16 protein-coding genes, 1 other RNA gene and 1 pseudogene are annotated in these 19,838 nt (G+C 43.0%); 6 read left to right on the top strand and 12 right to left on the bottom strand.

From position 1 onward, the window contains the following. Positions 1 to 2,019 (bottom strand): iron ABC transporter permease, encoded by a 2,019-nt coding sequence (locus tag QZ106_RS02055; RefSeq protein ID WP_295973615.1) that lies wholly within the window; start codon positions 2,017 to 2,019, stop codon positions 1 to 3. A gap of 57 nt (positions 2,020 to 2,076) precedes the next feature. Further along, positions 2,077 to 3,105, bottom strand: coding sequence for an ABC transporter substrate-binding protein (locus QZ106_RS02060; RefSeq protein WP_295973619.1), 1,029 nt, complete (start codon positions 3,103 to 3,105; stop codon positions 2,077 to 2,079). A 700-nt stretch (positions 3,106 to 3,805) separates the two neighbouring features. Between QZ106_RS02060 and QZ106_RS10670 the strand changes: the two are divergent. Then, positions 3,806 to 4,987 (top strand): annotated as a pseudogene (locus tag QZ106_RS10670) (TonB-dependent receptor); the annotation flags it as partial. A gap of 391 nt (positions 4,988 to 5,378) precedes the next feature. Further along, positions 5,379 to 5,819: a hypothetical protein gene (locus QZ106_RS02080; protein ID WP_295973629.1), complete on the top strand. Its 441-nt coding sequence runs from the start codon at positions 5,379 to 5,381 to the stop codon at positions 5,817 to 5,819. 168 nt (positions 5,820 to 5,987) lie between these two features. On the opposite strand, the gene QZ106_RS02085 is transcribed toward QZ106_RS02080, so the two are convergent. Further along, on the bottom strand, positions 5,988 to 7,043 hold the full coding sequence (locus QZ106_RS02085; RefSeq protein WP_295973631.1) for a porin: 1,056 nt from the start codon (positions 7,041 to 7,043) through the stop codon (positions 5,988 to 5,990). A gap of 214 nt (positions 7,044 to 7,257) precedes the next feature. Next, entirely contained in the window at positions 7,258 to 8,451 is a 1,194-nt protein-coding gene (gene metC / locus QZ106_RS02090; RefSeq protein WP_295973632.1) for a cystathionine beta-lyase, read from the bottom strand. Positions 8,452 to 8,637: 186 nt separating this feature from the next. Here metC and pgsA point away from each other — a divergent pair, with 186 nt between their 5' ends. Continuing rightward, positions 8,638 to 9,195: a CDP-diacylglycerol--glycerol-3-phosphate 3-phosphatidyltransferase gene (pgsA, locus tag QZ106_RS02095; protein ID WP_295973635.1), complete on the top strand. Its 558-nt coding sequence runs from the start codon at positions 8,638 to 8,640 to the stop codon at positions 9,193 to 9,195. A gap of 61 nt (positions 9,196 to 9,256) precedes the next feature. Here pgsA and QZ106_RS02100 read toward each other — a convergent pair whose 3' ends face one another. The 6 genes from QZ106_RS02100 to sfsA all read right to left on the bottom strand — a co-directional run bounded on the left by QZ106_RS02100 (position 9,257) and on the right by sfsA (position 14,499). Further along, positions 9,257 to 9,637 carry a SufE family protein gene (locus QZ106_RS02100; protein ID WP_295973638.1) on the bottom strand — a complete coding sequence of 127 codons (381 nt, stop codon included), beginning with the start codon at positions 9,635 to 9,637 and terminating at the stop codon, positions 9,257 to 9,259. After that, positions 9,634 to 10,833, bottom strand: coding sequence for a cysteine desulfurase (locus QZ106_RS02105; RefSeq protein ID WP_295973640.1), 1,200 nt, complete (start codon positions 10,831 to 10,833; stop codon positions 9,634 to 9,636). The genes QZ106_RS02100 and QZ106_RS02105 overlap by 4 nt, the downstream gene beginning before the upstream one ends. A gap of 3 nt (positions 10,834 to 10,836) precedes the next feature. After that, entirely contained in the window at positions 10,837 to 11,307 is a 471-nt protein-coding gene (locus QZ106_RS02110; protein ID WP_295973642.1) for a thermonuclease family protein, read from the bottom strand. Positions 11,308 to 11,321: 14 nt separating this feature from the next. Beyond that, a complete protein-coding gene (locus QZ106_RS02115) occupies positions 11,322 to 12,257 on the bottom strand; it encodes an aminoimidazole riboside kinase (RefSeq protein WP_295973645.1) in 936 nt (311 codons plus the stop codon). Positions 12,258 to 12,346: 89 nt separating this feature from the next. After that, positions 12,347 to 13,534: a tyrosine--tRNA ligase gene (gene tyrS, locus QZ106_RS02120; RefSeq protein ID WP_295973646.1), complete on the bottom strand. Its 1,188-nt coding sequence runs from the start codon at positions 13,532 to 13,534 to the stop codon at positions 12,347 to 12,349. Between the two features lie 233 nt (positions 13,535 to 13,767). Beyond that, positions 13,768 to 14,499 (bottom strand): DNA/RNA nuclease SfsA, encoded by a 732-nt coding sequence (sfsA, locus tag QZ106_RS02125; protein WP_295973649.1) that lies wholly within the window; start codon positions 14,497 to 14,499, stop codon positions 13,768 to 13,770. Positions 14,500 to 14,798: 299 nt separating this feature from the next. Between sfsA and pntA the strand changes: the two genes are divergently transcribed. Together pntA and pntB are read left to right on the top strand one after the other, a co-directional pair. After that, positions 14,799 to 16,334 carry a Re/Si-specific NAD(P)(+) transhydrogenase subunit alpha gene (gene pntA, locus QZ106_RS02130; RefSeq protein ID WP_295973651.1) on the top strand — a complete coding sequence of 512 codons (1,536 nt, stop codon included), beginning with the start codon at positions 14,799 to 14,801 and terminating at the stop codon, positions 16,332 to 16,334. Between the two features lie 10 nt (positions 16,335 to 16,344). Further along, entirely contained in the window at positions 16,345 to 17,769 is a 1,425-nt protein-coding gene (gene pntB, locus QZ106_RS02135; protein WP_109103837.1) for a Re/Si-specific NAD(P)(+) transhydrogenase subunit beta, read from the top strand. A gap of 58 nt (positions 17,770 to 17,827) precedes the next feature. Here pntB and QZ106_RS02140 read toward each other — a convergent pair whose 3' ends face one another. Continuing rightward, the gene (locus QZ106_RS02140; protein ID WP_295973656.1) at positions 17,828 to 18,700 is read right to left on the bottom strand and encodes a ferritin-like domain-containing protein; all 873 of its coding nucleotides are present in this window, start codon (positions 18,698 to 18,700) and stop codon (positions 17,828 to 17,830) included. 15 nt (positions 18,701 to 18,715) lie between these two features. Continuing rightward, the gene (gene tesB / locus QZ106_RS02145; RefSeq protein ID WP_295973659.1) at positions 18,716 to 19,582 is read right to left on the bottom strand and encodes an acyl-CoA thioesterase II; all 867 of its coding nucleotides are present in this window, start codon (positions 19,580 to 19,582) and stop codon (positions 18,716 to 18,718) included. Between the two features lie 135 nt (positions 19,583 to 19,717). On the opposite strand from tesB, the gene ffs reads away from it, so the two are divergent. Next, positions 19,718 to 19,816: signal recognition particle sRNA small type (ffs, locus tag QZ106_RS02150), an RNA gene on the top strand. Positions 19,817 to 19,838: the final 22 nt, after the last annotated feature.

Below are 19,838 nucleotides of genomic sequence, written 5' to 3' on the forward strand. Positions count from 1 at the left end.
TTATCGTCCTAATTTTGTCTCACCAACCCATCGACCGAATAAGCCGATAACCAGCATCATAATCACAATTAAACTGGCACCGTACGCCACCGCCAAACCATAATCACCGTCTTCCACCCTATTTAAAATAAATGACGTTGCCACGCGGGTGCTTGGTGTGACTAAGAAAATAATCGCACTAATGGTCGTCATCGCACGCACAAAACTTGTCACCAAGGCGGACAATAAAGCGGGTTTTAATAAAGGCAAGGTAATAAAACGTAACGTCTGAAACGCACTGGCTTTTAAAGAATAGGCAGCTTCATCCAATGCCGGGTCTAATTGTTTAAAATTCACTAACGCGGCACGCAAACCAATAGGCATATTGCGAGTCACCATCGAAAGCACAATGATCGCCCCTGTGCCGGTTAAATAGAGCGGGACATTATTGAACGCAAGAATGTAAGACACCCCGGCAACCGTTCCAGGCACCGCAAAACTGAGTAGCGTCAGAAATTCAATGTATTTTTGTCCGAAGAAGCGGTGACGAGAAAAGAAATAAGCCAATAAAAAACCGCTCATGGCAGTAAAAGGTGCGGCGATCACCGCGAATAATACGGTTTGCAATAAAGACGGAATTGCGCCGTTCTTCCAGCCTTGTCCGAATAACATGATGTAGTGCTGCAAGGTAAAGGTGTGATTAACACCCCAGTTCTGCATCACGCTGCCGTAAAAAATACTGCCATACAATAAAGCATTGAAACCAACCCAGGCAGCAAAAATGCTCACAACGGTAATTTTTAAACCGAAAGATAAAGGCGTGCTTCGACCTTCAACCCCTTTTCCCGAAAGCGTAACGTAATTTTTCCGTCCGATAAAATGATATTGCAGCCAGAAAATCCCGAAGGAGATGCTTAACAAAATAATCCCCAAGGCACTTGCGGAGAAATAGTCGTTTTGTGCCCCCACAATGTAAAAATAAATTTGCGTTGCCAACACGTCAAAATTGCCGCCTAACACAAAAGGCGAGCTGAAATCCGCCAACGATTGCACCATCACGATTAAAAAGGCATTGGCTAATGCCGGTTTCAATAACGGCAACACGATAAAACGAAAACTCTGCCAACGATTCGCACCGAGCATCACGGCGGCTTCTTCCAATTTCGGTGAAAGATTTTTTAATGCCCCTTCCAACAACATAAATGCCATGGGCGTTAAGGCTAAGGTATGGGAAATAAGAATACCGTTAAAACCATAAAGCCAATTCGAGTTCACGCCGAAATGTTGCGAGAGAAATTGTGTTACATAGCCTGAGCGCCCAAACATCAACATCACGCCTAAGCTCACCACAAATGGTGGCGTTACCATCGGCAATAAGGAGAAGATCTTGCTGATAAACAAACTGCGTTTGGCTATTCTCGTGGTGTATAACGCCAAAACAAGCGCAAAAGCAACAGAACACAGCCCAACGGCAGATGAGACCGCCAAGGAATTACCAATAACTTTCCACAAGCCACGGTGATTTAATAACGTAACAACACTGCCAAATTCACCGGATTCGCCGGTAAAAAAGATCGTAAATAATGCGCTTATCGGATAAAAAATAAAGCCGATTACCAACACGGCAAGCCCTGTGGCGACCGCCAATAAAAAACGATCTCCCCGTAAAAAACCTAAACGCGCTAAGGCATCCACGAATATGGCGCCGATGGCAATAAACAGGGCAATCACCGCATAGCCGAAACGGAAATCATAGGCCTCCGCAGAGAACCAAATGAATGAGACCAAAAGTGCGGTCAAAATAACGGTTATTTTTGCCGAGTGGCGAGAAACAGGCTGTCGCTGAAGTAAAGGAAATATCAGCAGTGCGGCAAACCACAACCAACTGATATTGACTTGCGCCCATCCCATCGCAGAGAAATATTCTTTGGCGGTTGCCCCGAAAAGACCATAATCCAAGGCACGCACTGGCAAACAAGCAAATGCCAGAAAAGCGAGTAAAATCCAAATGATGGGGTGATGAAAGCGGTGTTTTAGCATGGATACATCAGCATAAGATCTTGCCCGGCACGATATTTGTGCCGAGCATAGGAAGGGTTATTTCGATAATTTGATGTCAGCCAGCCACTTATTAATTAATCGCTTGCCTTCATCTTTAGAACCGAATTTCACAAAATCAAATTCAACAAAATCTAATTTTTTCGGGTCAACGGATTTTGGTGAAGATTCCGCATTGGCATTCGTTGGGATTTGATATAAGCCAAATTCACGCCATGGCATTTCCTGCACCTCTTTCGACAACACAAAATCCATAAAAAGTTTGGCGTTATCGAGGTTGCGTGCGCCTTTAATAATACTCGCACCGCCCAACGCATAACCGGTTTTACCTTGTGGGATCACCGTTTCCACCGGTGCGCCTTTTTCTTTTTCTGTAGCATACGCATGCACAAAACCGACACTCACCGCACTTTCACCACGGGATAAATTCGCCGTCACCAAATTACTTTTTACATATTGCGAGACGTTTTCATTAAGCTTTTTCAAATAATCAAAGGCCTTCTCTTCGCCCCAAAGTTGGATCAAGGTTGCCATGATCGTATAAGTCGTACCGGAAGCGCGTGGATCCGGCAGTTGAATTTCACCTTTATATTCCGGTTTGAGCAAATCTTCCCAGGTTTGCGGTGTAGGTAATCCCAGTTGCGCCAATTTTTGTGTATTCACACCAAAGCCCAACACCAACATATAGACAGCAGACGTGAAATCGCCTTTTTCTGCCATGAGCGACTTAAACTGTGGTAGGATTTCTGCTTGTTTTGGCGAACGGTAGGCTTCTAACAAACCCAACTCGCCCGCCTGAAAATGAGGCTCAATCGTACCGCCATACCAAAAATCTGCCTGCGGATTGTCTTTCTCCGCTTTGATCTTGCCAAAAATGGTTTCCGTACCTCCGTGCACAAATTCGGTTTTCACGTCATATTTTTCACCGAACTGCGTTGTCACTTTTTCACACAAAGCATTTTGCACTGTGCAATACACAGTCAAACGTCCTTCCGCAGCCGCCTGTTGGCTAAAAAATAAAGACGAAAGACACACCAAACCTAAACTCTGTTTAAACCATTTTTGCATTTGAACAACCTCTTAAATTAAAAATAAGATGGAGATGAATTATATGCTATTACACAAAAAAGACTAAATTGATTTTTTCTTCTTTGTCAGGCTTATTTTCTAGTCATATCCATTATCCTCTATTTAACGAGGTTTACGTTAAGATTATAGAGTCGAGCAAAATTTGCTCAAGTGATAAGCCGTTATCCGTTGATATATATCAGAAAGCGTAAAAAAACTGATCGCACTTTTTATTATAGCCAGCTAAAGCCTGGCTATAAAAATCATACACTATGCGTATGGAGCTAAATAGCTTAAGCGATGAACAGAAAAAAATCCTCGCGATATAATGAACAAGGCTGACAACCGAAACTCAACATATAGGACGATTATTTAACCCCTCGTAGCGTGCAACTTGTTGCACGAATAATTAACCTCGATGCGTAATTCACGATTTCATGCGTAGCGTGCATCTTGATGCACGACCAAACCGCGCACGGAACCTTATTTACCCCTTTCTGGTATTCACGATTTCGTGCAACAAGTTGTACGCTACGATTCACTAAGATAGTGACATGAAAATAAACACGATTACCAGTTTTTACAAAAGCCCCTTAAGGGGCTTGTGAAGTATAGGCTCTTATAGGGGAGTCTAAAAACCGCACGTTTTATGTGCGGATTGTTATTTCATAAATGAAAAATTTGCTGAGAATCTGCGTTTGTGGCAGGGCAGTTAGTTTAGAATATCACCCCGGACCAAAAATTAACCTTTGATGCAGCATACAGTCGTCAAGGCAATATTTATAACGGGGATACACAAAACAGCTCTGTTTTACTGAATCAAGCTATGAAAATCAGCCGTGATCTTGCGTTACAACATGCGGAAACTTCAACGCTTTATCGTCAAAGTTACGCTTTAACACATGAAGGCAAATGGGGCGTGTTAGATAACCGCACTTATTTCACTTTCGACCAAACCCGTAACTATCATTATCCGGAAGGCTTGTTGGGCAGTACAGAAGGGGCTTACAACGGGTTAAATAAATCTGTCGGTTTACTCAGAAACTACCGTTTTAGCAATGAACTTTATATTCCGTTTGCTTTGGGTAATACTAGCCATATGGTGACTGTTGGTGCGGAAGCGTCCCGTTCTGAATTGGATGATGCTGCATCTATGACGCAAACCATGCAAGTTTATGCTAAAAGATAAAGGGCGTAGTGGTAAAGTGGCACAAAATGAATGGGCGGCATTCTTGATTATGTTGCCAAATAACAAAACCATTGTAACACCGGGCATTCGTTTTGATTCCAGCACGAATTCTAAATCTAATTGGAGCCCGTCATTCAACTTCTCACACCAAGTGAACGAAAACTGGAAAATTAAAGGTGGGGTAGCAAGATCCTATAAAGCACCGAATCTTTATCAATCTTCCCCGAATTATTTGCTCATTAATGCGAGTAATGGTTGTCCGATTGACAGCGTAAATAACTGGAATAATCCAAATGCGTTAAATTCAACCGGCAGTGTTGTTAAGACAGATGCAAAAGGCAGACAATATACTGTTCTTCAAAACAGTCATCCGAAAGGTTTTGACTGGGGACGTGCTTGTTATTTCTTAGGCAATCCTCTTACACCCGTTATGGTAAACAAAAAACCGTTGAGAATGCGGAAAACTTTATGCACGTAATTTATAACACCGGTGAAAGCCTGGTGACGCAATATCAACTTGGTAGCTACGGCATTTGGGGCGCTAACGTTGGCTATAAATTTAATAATAGTTTAAGCCTACGTGTGGGGGTGAATAATATTTTAGATAAACGTATTTATCGTAACGCCGGCACGGCACGCACCTATAATGAGCACGGTCGTTCTTACTTTACGAATTTGAAATACAGTTTCTAAAATTGATTGTGTAAAAAAAGTGCGGTAAATTTTGGGGGGCAGATCACTTTTTCCCAATATGTTGATGAGAAAATATTTGAGGAAATGACCGCACTTTTTTTAGTAATGAATACTTGTGTTGTCATACACTTCCTAATGTACACCTCAGAAAGTAAACAAAATTCTGTGAGTTTTTTGAGGTGTTTTTTATTGGATCTCGGCATGTGCTGGGAAGCAATGTGCCATTGTGCGTTATCTATGCAGCTTATTAATTTGGGGTTAAATATGAAATAACTGTATAGATGTGAAATATATTTTCACTGAAAAGCGATAATAAAGAATGTAAAAAGGAATATCTATGATGAGGTTTATTAAGTTAGTATCGAAGTGTAGTGTAGGATTCTTTGTGATTATGAGCCTGTTGTTAATTGCTTTCTTTGGATATGAAACACATCACGACGATATTTATGACTCGCCTAATGAGTTTTTAAATTCAAAATCATCGTCATGGTATATTCATGTGTTTCCGGCAAGTAGTCATAACATTTTTGTAAGAACATTCGTTGAAACAAGTGAAATGATTATGATTTTTGAGGCTAATAAAAAGGATGAAATACCAGTTTCCCAGCTTTATGCCATAATTTCTTCCGATAAAGGGAGAACCATTTTAAAAAATTTGAATATTTCGACGTTTAAAAAACAATCTTTTTTAAATAGAGGAGAATTATATTGTTATTTTTATCAAAATAAATCGCCTTATTTAGTGAGTAAATATTATTCAAATCATAATGATATCGTCCATTATTTGTTTGCATCACTTGGCTCTCAAGAGGCGTTAGAGGTTTGTCGGTGATATTTTAACTGAAGTTATTAAGGGAAATTTCGAATTTTTGATCAGGGATAGATTGTATCATGATGATTCTTCAATCCTGATTGTTACAAAGTGCGGTGAATTTTCATCTTATTTCTCAAAAAAAAAGACCGACATAACGTCGGCCTTTTTAATGAGTATTAACTCAAATTAGAAGTGTACACGTAAACCTGCACCGTAGACGTTTTCACTGGTACGTTGACCAACGTTATCTTTTTCAGTCGCGCGTGTATATTGTACGTAAGGAACAACATTTTTGCTTAACTTATAGTCAGCCATTGCGATGTATTGGTTTGCAATGCTCTTACCTTTATCTTGACCGTTATAGTCTTTCTCATTGTAACGTTCCCATTGTAAACCAACAGTAGATGGAATACCAGCAACATCAGCTAGGTCATATTTGCTTTCTAAGAAGATATATTTTCCTCTGGTGTTGCTTGTTGCGCCAGTCACTTTCTCAGTACGTTGACCGTAAGCCACTGCGAATCTGAATGCATCTAATCTATAGTGGGAAGATAATAACCAGTTATGATTTTTTTGTGATGTTGAAGAAGAGTTCACAGAATCATATTGATCGAAAGTATAGCCTGCTGCGAATTCAATGTTATGATTTTTTTCAAAGTCATAGTTATAGAATGCGGCTACGCCAGCACCATTTTTATAGCTTTTAGCTGCAGTTACTTTATTTGGATTACCGAATAAGTAGTCTGCACCGAAGCTAAAGCCTTCGAAGTCAGCAGAACGGAATTTAATGGATTTATCCGCACCTGTTGTTAGGATGTTATTAGCACCAGAACGATAGTATAAGCCATCACCTAATACATCATCTGCAGTAGTGGCTTGACGACCGAAACTTAATTTACCCACGTTTTCAAAACCGAAACCGACAAATAATTTGTTAGTGGTGATATTACCAAAGCCAGTGTTTGAACCAGATTGTTTTTCTTTTTGTGAACCGTTAAAACGAGTTTCATAGCCTACGAATGCAGACAAACCATTGTCTAATGTGTGAGTTGCATTGATTTTAATACGGGAACCATCGTTCACGAGGTCGCCACGTTGATCTTTGCCTAATTTTCCTAAGAAGATACGGGCAGAACCACCAAGTTCAACTTTAGTACCATCTTGGTTATAAACTGTTGCAGCGTTTGCTGCGCCGGTTGCTGCGAAAGCAGCGATTGCTAATGCGATTACTGTCTTTTTCATAATCTTCATTCCTTTTCAGAAATTATTTGTTATTAAGGTCAGTTTTGAACTTTTTCATTAAATTAGCATCAATGAATCATTCAGACTACTTCTTTTGAAGTGTCACGATCTTGGCAAAGAAAAATAAGCCTGTCAACAGTAACCTTACTTTTTTCTCTCCATTTTCTGACACAGATCACAGTTTTAAGGTAAGGCTGTCTAATAAATCATCACCTTAATTTTGTGCTAATCGTTTAAATCCTGCGCGTAAATCTTCAATTAAATCATCCACATCTTCTAAGCCAATATGAATACGAATTAAGGTGCCTTCTAATTTTCGCGGAATATTCGGACGGATTTTGGCAATTTCCTCCGGTTGATTATATAAAATCAAAGATTCAAAGCCGCCCCAGGAATAAGCCATGGTGAATAAGTCAAAATGATTCATAAAGGCTTCAAGCTGTTGTTGTGTTAATTTTTGTTTTAACTCAAAAGAGAATAATCCGCTTGAACCGCTAAAATCCCGTTTAAAAAAAGCATTGCCGGGGCAACTTAGCAAGGCAGGATGATACACTGCTTTCACTTCCGGTTGTTGTGCCAACCATTGTGCCACTTTTATGCTGCTTTCTTCGTGTTGTTTTAAGCGAATATTGAGCGTACGCAATCCGCGTGCTGTGGTATAGGCGCTGTCGGCATCCACCATTTGACCCATTAGATAAGAGTGTTCGCGTAGTTGATCCCAGCAACGGGCATTAGCCACTGCCGTGCCAATCATCACATCGGAATGGCCCACTAAATATTTCGTGCCAGCCTGAATTGAAATATCAATGCCATGTTCTAACGCTTTGAACAACACACCGGCTGCCCACGTGTTATCTATCATAATAACGATGTCCGGATTGATGTTGCGCACGGCAGAAACGATTGCCGGAATGTCGGGAACTTCCATGGTGAGAGAGCTTGGCGCTTCGAGAAATAAAACCTTTGTATTCGGTTGGACTAAATCGGCAATTTTCTCGCCTAACATCGGATCATAAAAGGTCGTGCTTACGCCTAATTTTTTTAATACGACATTGCAAAAATCCTGTGTCGGTTCATAAGCCGCGCCTGTCATCAGCACATGATCACCGTTTTCCACAAAAGAAAGAATGCTATTCGTGACTGCCGCCGCACCACAAGGGTATAAATAGCAGCCCGCGCCGCCTTCTAATTCGGTCATTGCATCTTGTAATGCAAAATGGGTTAAGGTGCCGCGACGACCATAAAAAAGCTCACCTTTTGCACGATGAAGGGTGGCGTGCTTTTTATCTTCTAAGCAATCAAAGACAAGAGAGGATGCTCGTTGCACAACCGGGTTAACTGAGCCTTGGGTATAGCGTTTTTTTCTTCCGGCATGGACTAAGGTGGTGGCTAATGATTTTTTTGACATGATAATATCCTACAAAAAAGGGGAAAATGGATTAAAAGTGCGGTTGTTTTTTCGGGTAAAAATATTAACGCTAAATTTGTTTGGGAACTAGTTCCTTTTTACGCAAATTTACATAGGAGGCATTTAAAAGTGGCGCAATCTGATTTAGAATAAAGCCACAACTCATCCTCGGCTAGAACGCGAATTATGAAATTAAACATCCCCATTTTTTTAACGATATTTCGAGTTATTTTAATTCCTTTCTTCATTATTGCTTTCTATCTTCCTTTTGATTGGGCGCCTTTTTTAACCACCTTTATTTTCTTTATCGCCGGTGTCACCGACTGGCTGGATGGCTATCTCGCCCGCAAATGGAAACAAACTACGCGTTTTGGTGCATTTTTGGATCCAGTGGCGGATAAAGTGATGGTAGTGGCCGGGTTAGTTTTAGTGGTGGAATATAATCATACCTTTTGGATTACGCTACCGGCGATTGTGGTGATTTCTCGTGAGATTATTATCTCCGCCTTGCGCGAATGGATGGCGGAATTAGGCAGTCGCAGCAAAGTGGCGGTGTCTTGGTTGGGTAAGGTAAAAACCACGTCACAAATGTTAGCCTTGGGCGGCTTATTGTGGCGTTATAACGTTTACATGGAAGTCGCTGCCATTATCTTACTTTATATTGCGGCGATTTTGACGATTTGGTCTATGCTGCAATACCTCTCTGCGGCAAAAGACAGTCTCTTAGACGACCTACCAAAATAATATACTCATGACGTTAGGCTAACTTCGCAAGTTAGCCTAGAATCTTGTCCTCAAATCGCTTTTACAAATGATGCAAAATCTGTTCAATGTGTTTTAAACCGTTTAGGCGGGTCGTGCTTAAACGTTGTGCAATGCCAAGGTGAGTGAAATAGGCGGTTAAATCAAAATAGCGTAATTGTTCTGCGCTTTTGTTTTCAATGTGTTGCAATAAAATCCAGAGTAAACCATTCATAATCCGAGCTTCACTATAGGCTTGAAAGTGAAAAGTGCGGTCGTTTTTTTCGGTGAATTTAAACCATACCTGTACTTCGCAACCCGGAATAATTTCCATCTGTGCTAATTCATTTTTATTTGGTATAGGGAGATTTTTGCTGGCTTGAATAATCAAACGGTAGCGTTCTTCCCATGTTATGGCATTGCGTAATTGTTGTTCAATGTTCATCTTAATAATTCTAAACTTTTATCTAAGGCGTTAAAAAATGCTTCAATGTCTGAGGCGATATTATAAGGTGCAAAAGATAAGCGCAGGATAGCGGCCTGTCCTAATCTTGCTAAATAAGGCTGTGCACAATGTTCACCAACACGTAATGCGATATTTTGTTCGGCTAATAGCGTGGCTAAATCGAAGGCGTTAACATCCTCAAATACAAAGCTGACGACCGAACTTGGTTGTGGTGAGTTAAATAATTTGCATTGTTGATAAGAGGATAAACGTTGACGGGTCATTTCTGCCAAGCGTACGGCGTTTTCTTCCATTTCGCCAATATCCCATTGGCTTAACCATTCTAGCACGGCGTTAAAGCCAATCACGGCAGCAATATTCGGCGTGCCAGCTTCCAACCGATAAGGCAGTTCGGCAAAGGTGATTTGTTGTTTGCTGACTTTGCTAATCATTTTGCCGCCGTACTGCAAGGGCTGTAATAAATTTAACGCCTCCAATTTTCCGCTTAACACGCCAAGCCCGGTTGGACCGTAAATTTTATGGGCGGAAAAGGCAATAAAATCGGCATCCAATTCTGCTAAATTAATTTTGACGTGACTAATGGCTTGTGCCGCATCCACTAAAACAAGCGCGGAACTTTGTGCGCGAATCAATTCAATCAATTGTTTGACAGATTGCTGTGTGCCGGTGACATTAGACGCAAAATTTAACGCCACCAATTTGGTGCGAGGGCTGAGTTTTTGTAATAAGGCATTGGTGTCGATTAGCCAATTATCCAATATCGGCAGCACATGAATAATGGCGCCGGTTTTTTTAGCCACTTGGTGCCACGTGACAAAATTGGCGTGATGATCCGCTTCACTGATTATGATTTCATCGCCGGCATTGAGATGCGGTAATAAACCGTTTGCCACTGTGTTAATGGCTTGCGTTGTGCCTGATGTCCAAATCACTGCCTGTTCGCTTTCGGCATGAATTAACTGCTTAACCCGACTACGAGCTTGTTCATAAAGTGCGGTCTGTTTTTCATCATATTGACTGCGATGTACCGAACCGGCGGATTGATAAAAATCCACCGTTGCCCGGATTAAGCACTGCGGTTTGAGGGTGGTTGCGGCGTTATCAAGATAGACCACTGCATCTGCATGAGTGAAATAGGGAAAATATTGACGAAATGTAAGGGGATCAAAATGCATTTTTTACCTTCTTTGTTGTTGACGCCATAAATGGGGTTCAATAGGCGAGGGATCGCGCCACAAACCGCGTCGATGTTCTCTTGCCGTTTGCTCAGCCTGTAAATAGGCAACATCCTGTAAATATTGCCGATAAGCCCATGCCATGCCTTGTTGTACCATAATTAAATTGATGTTTTGCCCCTGCTTATCATACACCGTTGCCAAGGTGCGCTGATAGCGATCGTAGCCTTGAATATCTAATGTCACCTGGCGTTTATGAATCAATGAACCCAGCATTTGACGGGATTTTTTCCCGAAAGGCTGTGCTTTTTCCGGTGCATCGATTTCGGCTAACCTCACTTTAATGGGTTTGAGATTCGCCGTTAAACAGGTGAACGTGTCGCCATCGCTAATTCCTACCACAAAACAATCTGCCGTGCGCGCTTGCAAAGCGAGGGGGAGAATAAAAAAGAAAAAACACAGAAAATATCGCATCGTGAGGATATTCGTTACAGTATGACGTTGTCACAAAATTCAGCCAGTTGTGCTTTATTCGGCAGGGCAGACATGGCACCTTTGGCCGTGGTAGCTAACGCACCACAGGCATTAGCTTGACGGAGAATTTGCTCAAGCACAGGAATTTCTTTCCAATTAGGATGTTGTGAAAGCCCGGCAAGAAGACCGCCGACAAAGGCATCGCCCGCGCCTGTTGTGTCAATCGGTTTTAAGGCTTTGCCGGCAACAATGTCTTTTTTACCGGCTAAATGATAGCATGCGCCGTCTTTGCCTAAGGTCACAATGATCAATTTTTCCGGATAAAGTGCGGTGATTTTTTCAAATGCGTCGTCTAAGGTTTGTGTGTCAGTGAGGAGCGTCAATTCTTCTTCTGAAAACTTCAACACATCCGCTAATGCTACCGCCTGCATAACGGTTTGCTTCATGTCGTCAAAACTTGCCCAAAGGGATTCGCGTAGATTTGGATCAAAAGAGAAGAATCCGCCTGCAGCTTTAATGCGGCGAATGGCTTCAAAAGTGGTTTCGCTAGAAGGGGTATTGATTAAAGCAATAGAGCAGCAGTGTAGCCATTCGTTTGCTTGGAAATTCGGTAAGTCTGCCACTTGTAAAAATTGGTCGGCACTTGGGTTCACCATAAAGGTAAAGCTCCGTTCGCCGTTGTCTAACCCGACGATAACCGTGGAAGTACGCTGTTGCGGATCAAGAATCATGTGGCTGGTTTGTACCTTTTCCTGTTGCAGGGTTTGTTGCATAAATTCGCCCAAGGGGTCTTTGCCTACGCGACCGATAAATGCACTTTCACCACCTAAACGGGCTATGCCTACCGCCACGTTTGCCGGAGCGCCGCCTGCACAACGCAAGTAATGATTTTCTCCATCGGGGATTAAATCCACCACGGCGTCACCTAATACCCAAATTTTTTGGCTCATTTTTTGCTCCTCGTGTTACCCCTAAAAAACACAGATAAAAATAACCGCACTTTATGAAGCCATAAGTGCGGTTCGTTTTTGTGATGTTTTTATTTCACCGTGACCTTGGCAAATTTGCGTTTACCCACTTGGTAAACCGCAGTGGAGGCGGTGATAACCAGTTTGGCATCTTCCACTTTTTCACCGTCAATTTTCACGCCACCTTGTTGTACCATGCGGTTGGCTTCTGAAGTTGAAGCCACTAAACCGGCGTCTTTTAACAAGTTGGCAAGCCCAATTTCGCCTTCAAAGGTAAAGTCAGGCATGTCATCCGGCATCGCGCCTTTTTGGAAACGGTTGATAAATTCTTGTTCAGCCGCCTCTGCAGCCGCCTCATCATGGAAACGGGCAATAATTTCTTTCGCCAACAAGATTTTTACATCCCGTGGATTTTTGCCGTTTGCCACATCTGCTTTTAATTGGGCAATTTCAGCTAATGGGCGGAAAGAAAGCAAGTTGTACCAATCCCACATTAAGTCATCGGAAATGGACATGATTTTGCCGAACATTTCGCTTGGTGCTTCGGTGACACCGATATAGTTACCGAGGGATTTAGACATTTTTTTCTCGCCATCCAAGCCCACTAATAATGGCAGGGTAATCGCCACTTGTGGTTTTTGACCGGCAGATTTTTGTAATTCGCGCCCCACTAATAAATTGAATTTTTGATCGGTTCCGCCTAACTCAACATCGGCTTCCAACGCAACAGAATCATGACCTTGCAAGAGCGGATAAATAAATTCATGAATCGCAATGGGTTGATTGTTAGAGAAACGTTTTTTGAAATCATCACGTTCTAACATACGGGCAACAGTGTAGTTGCTTGCTAAACGAATCATGCCTTCGGTGCCTAATTTACCCAACCATTCAGAGTTGAATACGATGCGGGTTTTTTGCGGATCGAGAATTTTGTAAATTTGTTGTTTGTAGGTTTCCGCATTACGTAACACATCTTCGCGGCTAAGCGGTGGACGGGTAGCATTTTTGCCGGATGGGTCGCCCACCATGCCGGTGAAGTCACCGATTAAGAAATAAACTTCGTGGCCTAATTGTTGGAATTGACGTAATTTGTTTAATACCACCGTGTGACCTAAATGAATATCTGGTGCGGTTGGGTCTGCGCCGAGTTTCACGCGCAATGGGCGATTTTCTTTAAGTTTTTCAATTAAATCTTGTTCAGAAAGAATTTCATCTACGCCGCGTTTTAGTTCCGCGAGAACGGTATTCATATCAGTCATGTCTTTTCCTAATGTTATTCAATTTACCGAAAGGCTACATTATAGAGGTTATTCGACAAATTTAAATTATTTTTAAGGAAAAGGCCGGATTTCAGGCGAAAAAAAACGCCTCTTGTGGGGGATGAGGCGTTGAAGTTGGAGTGATTATCTATTGTTGTTTGAATGATTAAATGATAATTATTCTCAAAATTAATGTCAAGCACTTTAATGAAAATAATTCTCAAATAATTCACTTAAATCCCATTTAGCTTAAGTGGTACGACCTTTGTGAGGTGAAGTGCGGTCGGAATTCCCTGCGTTTTTTCAAATTCAGCGGCATATGCATAGGCTTCCACGCCTTCTTTGAGGGCTTGCTGGAAAAGCGTGTCATATTTGGCATCAATGTGTTTTGCGATTTGGAAATGCTCGAAGCCATCGTGTAATCCACAGAAGAAAATCACCGCGCGATGACCTTGTTTTTTCATGGCGATCAATTCGCGTAAGTGTTTTTGTCCGCGCGTGGTAACGGCATCGGGAAACATACCGAGTTTTTTGTCGTTATTCACATACGTGATGGATTTCACTTCTACATAGCAATCAGGCAGATCGTTACCTTTCAGCAGAAAATCAATGCGGCTGTTTTCTTCACCGTATTTCACTTCCGGGTGAATTTCGTCATACATGGCGAGTTCAAGGATGTGTTTTTTCTGTAAAGCATCAAAGGTGAGCTGATTAGAACGGTGCGTGTTAATGCAAACCATATTGCCATTGGCTAATTGGGTTAGCTCCCAAGAGCTTGGGTATTTCCGTGTGGCACTGTCGGAGGTGGAATACCAAACGGTGTCGCCTTCCGCGCCGCAGCCGATCATCGCGCCGGTGTTGGCGCAGTGTAGCGTCGTGATATCGCCGTTTGGCAGTTGCACATCCGCTAAGAAACGTTTGTAACGGCGGATTAAAGTGGCAGATTGTAGAGAGGGTAATTGCATAGTGTTTAACCTTGTATATCAAAGTGCGGTTAAGTTTTTCCGTGTTTTTTAACTGACCGAATGTGAAGCGGTAGCCAAAAGATTCGCGCGCTAAGATAGCAAAGGGTGGAATGAATTTCTAATGTTTTTATAGCCTTGCGCAAAGTGTAATAGGGATCACATATTGAATAAAAAGCCGAAAAATTTTTTTAATTTTTGAGGGAACAATGGTAGAGTGAGGGCTAATTTGACTGCCGAGAGGTGTCATTTCGGGCGGGTAAGTTTGTTACCTAAATCTTAACCAATCAAAGGGAATCATTATGTTAATTGGTGTACCTAGAGAACGGCTTGATAATGAAAGTCGTGTGGCGGCAACGCCGAAAACGGTTCAGCAAATTTTGAAGCTCGGTTTCGACGTAATTGTTGAACATGATGCGGGTTTCAAAGCCAGTTTTGAAGATCAGGCATTTACAGCTGCCGGTGCGAAAGTCGGTGATGCCGCACAGGTTTGGCAAGCGGACATTATTTTTAAAGTCAACGCGCCGACTGATGATGAAATCGCTTTAATTAAAGAAGGGGCAACCTTAGTCAGCTTTATCTGGCCTGCGCAAAATCCGCAGCTCATGGAAAAACTGTCAGCGAAAAAAATCAATGTGTTGGCGATGGATGCCGTGCCACGTATTTCTCGTGCGCAAGCGTTGGATGCATTAAGTTCGATGGCAAACATTGCGGGTTATCGTGCCGTAGTAGAAGCCGCACATGAATTCGGTAGTTTCTTCACCGGACAAATTACCGCCGCAGGTAAAGTACCACCGGCAAAAGTGTTGGTGATTGGTGCGGGTGTTGCCGGTCTTGCCGCGATTGGGGCAGCAAACAGTCTAGGTGCCATTGTTCGTGCTTTTGACTCCCGTCCGGAAGTAAAAGAACAAGTAGAAAGTATGGGCGCCAGCTTCCTTGAAATCGATTTCAAAGAAGAAGGCGGTAGCGGCGATGGTTATGCGAAAGTGATGTCTGAGGAATTTAATCGTCGCGCGCTTGCCCTTTACGCAGAACAAGCGAAAGAAGTGGACATTATCATTACCACCGCATTAATTCCGGGCAGACCTGCACCGCGCTTAATCACCAAAGAAATGGTGGAATCCATGAAACCGGGCAGCGTGATCGTCGATTTAGCTGCGGCAACCGGCGGTAACTGTGAATTAAGTAAAGCCGGCGAAGTGGTGGTCACCGATAATCAAGTGAAAATCATTGGTTACACCGATTTACCAAGCCGTTTACCAACGCAATCTTCCCAACTTTACGGTACCAACCTGGTTAACTTATTGAAATTGCTTTGTAAAAACAAAGACGGTCAAATCGACATCAATTTCGATGACGTGGTATTGCGTGGCGTGACAGTGATTCGTGATGGCGAAGTGACATGGCCGGCACCGCCGATTCAAGTGTCTGCGCAACCGCAACAACAAGCGAAAGCGGCAAGTGCGGTCAAAAAAGAAGAGGAAAAACCAACCGATCCGCGTAAAAAATACGGCATTATGGCGGCAGTGGGTGTGCTTTTCTTATGGCTTACGTCTATTGCACCGGCGGCTTTCCTTTCTCACTTAACCGTGTTCGTCTTGGCTTGTGTCGTGGGTTACTATGTGGTTTGGAATGTTAGCCATGCGCTACACACTCCATTGATGGCGGTAACCAATGCTATTTCAGGGATTATTATTGTGGGAGCGTTATTGCAAATCTCACAAGGTAATTTCTTCATTAGTGTGTTGGCGTTTATTGCGATTTTAGTGGCAAGCATCAACATTTTTGGTGGCTTCCGCGTCACTCAACGTATGCTTTCCATGTTTAGAAAAGGCTAAGGAGAAAATCATGTCAGAAGGTTTTGTACAAGCTGCGTATATTGTTGCAGCGTTACTCTTCATTATGAGCTTAGCCGGTCTTTCTAAACATGAAACGGCGAAAGCAGGGTGCTGGTACGGCATTATCGGGATGGGGATTGCACTCATCGCCACCATCTTCGGGCCAAAATCCGAAGGCACATTGTGGATCATTATTGCTATGGTGATTGGTGGGGCGATTGGTATTCAGCGTGCATTGAAAGTCGAAATGACGGAAATGCCGGAATTAGTGGCAATCTTGCACAGTTTCGTGGGTTTGGCTGCGGTATTGGTAGGTTATAACAGTTACGGTTTGCATGATATCCCAACCATGCCAAGCGGTTTAAATGACGTAGAACAAGCGAAATTCCTTGCAGAACAAGCCGCACTTGCCAGCGTGCATAACGTGGAAGTGTTTTTAGGGATCTTTATCGGTGCGGTGACCTTCACCGGCTCCGTGGTGGCATTCGGTAAATTAAGCGGAAAAATTAATTCTAAAGCCTTAATGTTGCCACACCGTCATAAATTAAACTTAGCCGCACTTATCGTTTCTGCCTTGTTAATGGTGGCGTTCTTAAGTGAGCCGGAAAATATCTTCCCGGTATTAATCATGACCGTGATTGCCCTTGCTTTCGGTTGGCATTTAGTGGCCTCTATCGGTGGTGCAGACATGCCGGTGGTGGTATCCATGCTGAACTCCTATTCCGGCTGGGCGGCTGCTGCGGCAGGGTTCATGCTTAGCAATGACTTGTTAATCGTGACCGGTGCGCTTGTAGGTTCTTCCGGTGCGATCTTGTCTTACATCATGTGTAAAGCCATGAACCGCTCTTTCATCAGCGTTATTGCCGGTGGTTTTGGTAATGATGTTCAAGTATCTTCCGAGACCGAACAAGGCGAACACCGCGAAACAACCGCAGAAGAAGTGGCAGAGTTGTTGAAAAACTCCAGCTCTGTGATCATCACCCCGGGATACGGCATGGCAGTCGCACAAGCACAATATCCGGTGGCGGAAATCACCCAAAAACTACGCGAGCGTGGTGTAAACGTGCGTTTTGGTATCCATCCGGTTGCCGGACGTTTGCCGGGCCACATGAACGTGTTATTGGCGGAAGCCAAAGTGCCTTACGACATCGTGTTGGAAATGGATGAAATCAACGATGATTTCGCTGACACCGACACCGTCTTGGTTATCGGCGCGAACGACACTGTAAACCCTGCCGCAATGGATGACCCGCACAGCCCAATCGCCGGTATGCCGGTATTGGAAGTATGGAAAGCGGCTAACGTAGTGGTATTCAAACGTTCTATGAATACCGGTTACGCCGGTGTACAAAATCCATTGTTCTTCAAAGAAAACACCCAAATGCTGTTTGGTGATGCGAAAGAACGTGTGGATGACATCTTAAAAGCGTTGTAATTTGCTTTGAATGACAAGCTAAAAAATAAAAGTGCGGTGAGTTTTTTCACCGCATTTTTTATGACTTAATGTATGACTTTAAGGTTTGTTCCACTTCATAAATCCAATCTAATTCATGTTGCGTGAAACCGGCTTGTAAACGGGCATCTGTGTTGATTACCCCTTTAAAAATCACAATTCGATATTTATGTAGCAGTTCGGTAAAACATTTCATAGCATCTAATCTGCGTTTGGCGGAAAGTGCGTGATACCAATGATTGCCGATATAAACGTGTCCGATTTCATCCGTTAAAATCACATCTAAAATCTTGACGGCAGCCATGTCTTTTCGTTGCGCAATTTTTTCTTGTAATACAGGCGTGGCATCCAGACCTCGCGCTTCCAGTACACGCGGCACTAATGCCATACGTTCCCAAATATCATGCGCGGTTGCCTGTGCCATTTCCCATAAACCGGCATGGGCTTCAAAATCGCCGTATTGATATCCAAGCGTATGCAAATGTGAGTTGACTAAGGAAAAATGGGTGCTTTCTTCACGTGCGACACGTAGCCAATATTTGACAAATGCCATGCCTTCGCCTAATTCTTGTTGCGCATTTCGGCCAAAACGCCAAGCAGCATCTAAGCCTAAATTAATGGCATTAAATTCAATATGGGCAATAGCGTGCAACGTTGCGGCATAACCTTCTTCTGTGGCGAAAGAACGTTTCGGCACATCTTTCGGTGCAACGAGTAGCGGCTTCTCCGGAATACCGGCAAGATCCATTTGTGGCGTCACTTCCGGAAAATCGGATAATTCCGCCAATTTAATCTGCGGTAATAGCTCATCATAAAGATGATTCACTAAGCGGCATTTTTCTAACGGATCCTTGGTTTGCAGAGCCTTGGTAACGGCATGCCAAAAATCTTGAGCAGCATAAAGTGCGGTCATTTTTTTCCTCGTTTTTTATTGTTCTTCCGGAACGTAACGAATTAAACCTTCTTGTTGTGTGGTGGCAATGAGTCTGCCATCTGCCGCAAAAAATTGACCACGTGCAAGGCCGCGGGCTGCATAGGCGTTGTTGCTTTCGATGGCATAGAGCAACCAATCATTCATATCAAACGGGCGATGGAACCAAATAGAATGGTCGATGGTGGCGACTTTCATGCCTTTTTGTAAAAAGCCTTTTTCATGCGGATGAAGTGCGGTCAAAATGCAATGAAAATCAGAGAAGTAGGCGAGTAGGCATTGTTGAATGCGATAGTCTGTCGGTGCTTCGCCATTGGTGCGTACCCAAGAGTATTGTTGTGGAGGCAGCTTATGTCCGTGGAACGGATTATTTAAATATTTGGTGCGAATATCAAAGGGACGCTCTGCCGTAAATTTATCGCGCACCGCTTCCGGAATGGTTTGTGCCATTTGCTGAATGACAGAGCTTTCTGACATTAAGGCATCAGGGGCTTCTACCTTTGGCATTTCGCTTTGGTGTTCAAAGCCTTGTTCTAAGGTTTGGAAAGAGGTGGTAATGTGACAAATCGGTGATTTATGTTGAATGGCTTTTACCCGCATCGCCGTGAAATTTCTGCCCTCGCGTAAAATTTCGACATCATAAATAATCGGATATTGACTGTCGCCCGGCGAGAGAAAATAGGCGTGGCAAGAATGTAAAAAACGATCTTGAGGGGCGACTTGAATCGCAGCAGAAAGCGCCTGCGCCACGACTTGACCACCGAACACTTGGCGAAAGCCGAGATCTTGGCTTGCGCCGCGAAAAAGTAAATCGTCAATTTTTTCTAGTTTTAACAGTTCGATAAGTTGATTAAGTGCGGTCATGATTTTCCTCGTTTGTTTAAAGTTCAGGCTGTTATGATGTGATCCGGAGATAACATTTGCAATTCAATAGGGCTTATTGCATAATGCGAAACCTTAATCGCGCTATCAAATCTTGCGGTTAATTCAATGGAAACCTTTTCGGTCCCTCGCAATGAAGTCTGGTTTACCAGGTCAGGTTCGGAAGAAAGCAGCCAGAGTCAGAATTTTCGTGTGCCGAGACTAAGCCGGAAAGGTTTCCACCTTTCCAGCCTTTCCT

Origin of the sequence: uncultured Aggregatibacter sp., assembly GCF_901873365.1 — a bacterium.
Classification (GTDB): Bacteria; Pseudomonadota; Gammaproteobacteria; order Enterobacterales; family Pasteurellaceae; genus Aggregatibacter.

Coding starts and splice junctions, on each gene's coding strand:
- QZ106_RS02055 (WP_295973615.1), bottom strand. CDS start 2,019: ATGCTAAAACACCGCTTTCATCACCCCATCATTTGGATTTTACTCGCT.
- QZ106_RS02060 (WP_295973619.1), bottom strand. CDS start 3,105: ATGCAAAAATGGTTTAAACAGAGTTTAGGTTTGGTGTGTCTTTCGTCT.
- QZ106_RS02080 (WP_295973629.1), top strand. CDS start 5,379: ATGAGCCTGTTGTTAATTGCTTTCTTTGGATATGAAACACATCACGAC.
- QZ106_RS02085 (WP_295973631.1), bottom strand. CDS start 7,043: ATGAAAAAGACAGTAATCGCATTAGCAATCGCTGCTTTCGCAGCAACC.
- metC (WP_295973632.1), bottom strand. CDS start 8,451: ATGTCAAAAAAATCATTAGCCACCACCTTAGTCCATGCCGGAAGAAAA.
- pgsA (WP_295973635.1), top strand. CDS start 8,638: ATGAAATTAAACATCCCCATTTTTTTAACGATATTTCGAGTTATTTTA.
- QZ106_RS02100 (WP_295973638.1), bottom strand. CDS start 9,637: ATGAACATTGAACAACAATTACGCAATGCCATAACATGGGAAGAACGC.
- QZ106_RS02105 (WP_295973640.1), bottom strand. CDS start 10,833: ATGCATTTTGATCCCCTTACATTTCGTCAATATTTTCCCTATTTCACT.
- QZ106_RS02110 (WP_295973642.1), bottom strand. CDS start 11,307: ATGCGATATTTTCTGTGTTTTTTCTTTTTTATTCTCCCCCTCGCTTTG.
- QZ106_RS02115 (WP_295973645.1), bottom strand. CDS start 12,257: ATGAGCCAAAAAATTTGGGTATTAGGTGACGCCGTGGTGGATTTAATC.
- tyrS (WP_295973646.1), bottom strand. CDS start 13,534: ATGACTGATATGAATACCGTTCTCGCGGAACTAAAACGCGGCGTAGAT.
- sfsA (WP_295973649.1), bottom strand. CDS start 14,499: ATGCAATTACCCTCTCTACAATCTGCCACTTTAATCCGCCGTTACAAA.
- pntA (WP_295973651.1), top strand. CDS start 14,799: ATGTTAATTGGTGTACCTAGAGAACGGCTTGATAATGAAAGTCGTGTG.
- pntB (WP_109103837.1), top strand. CDS start 16,345: ATGTCAGAAGGTTTTGTACAAGCTGCGTATATTGTTGCAGCGTTACTC.
- QZ106_RS02140 (WP_295973656.1), bottom strand. CDS start 18,700: ATGACCGCACTTTATGCTGCTCAAGATTTTTGGCATGCCGTTACCAAG.
- tesB (WP_295973659.1), bottom strand. CDS start 19,582: ATGACCGCACTTAATCAACTTATCGAACTGTTAAAACTAGAAAAAATT.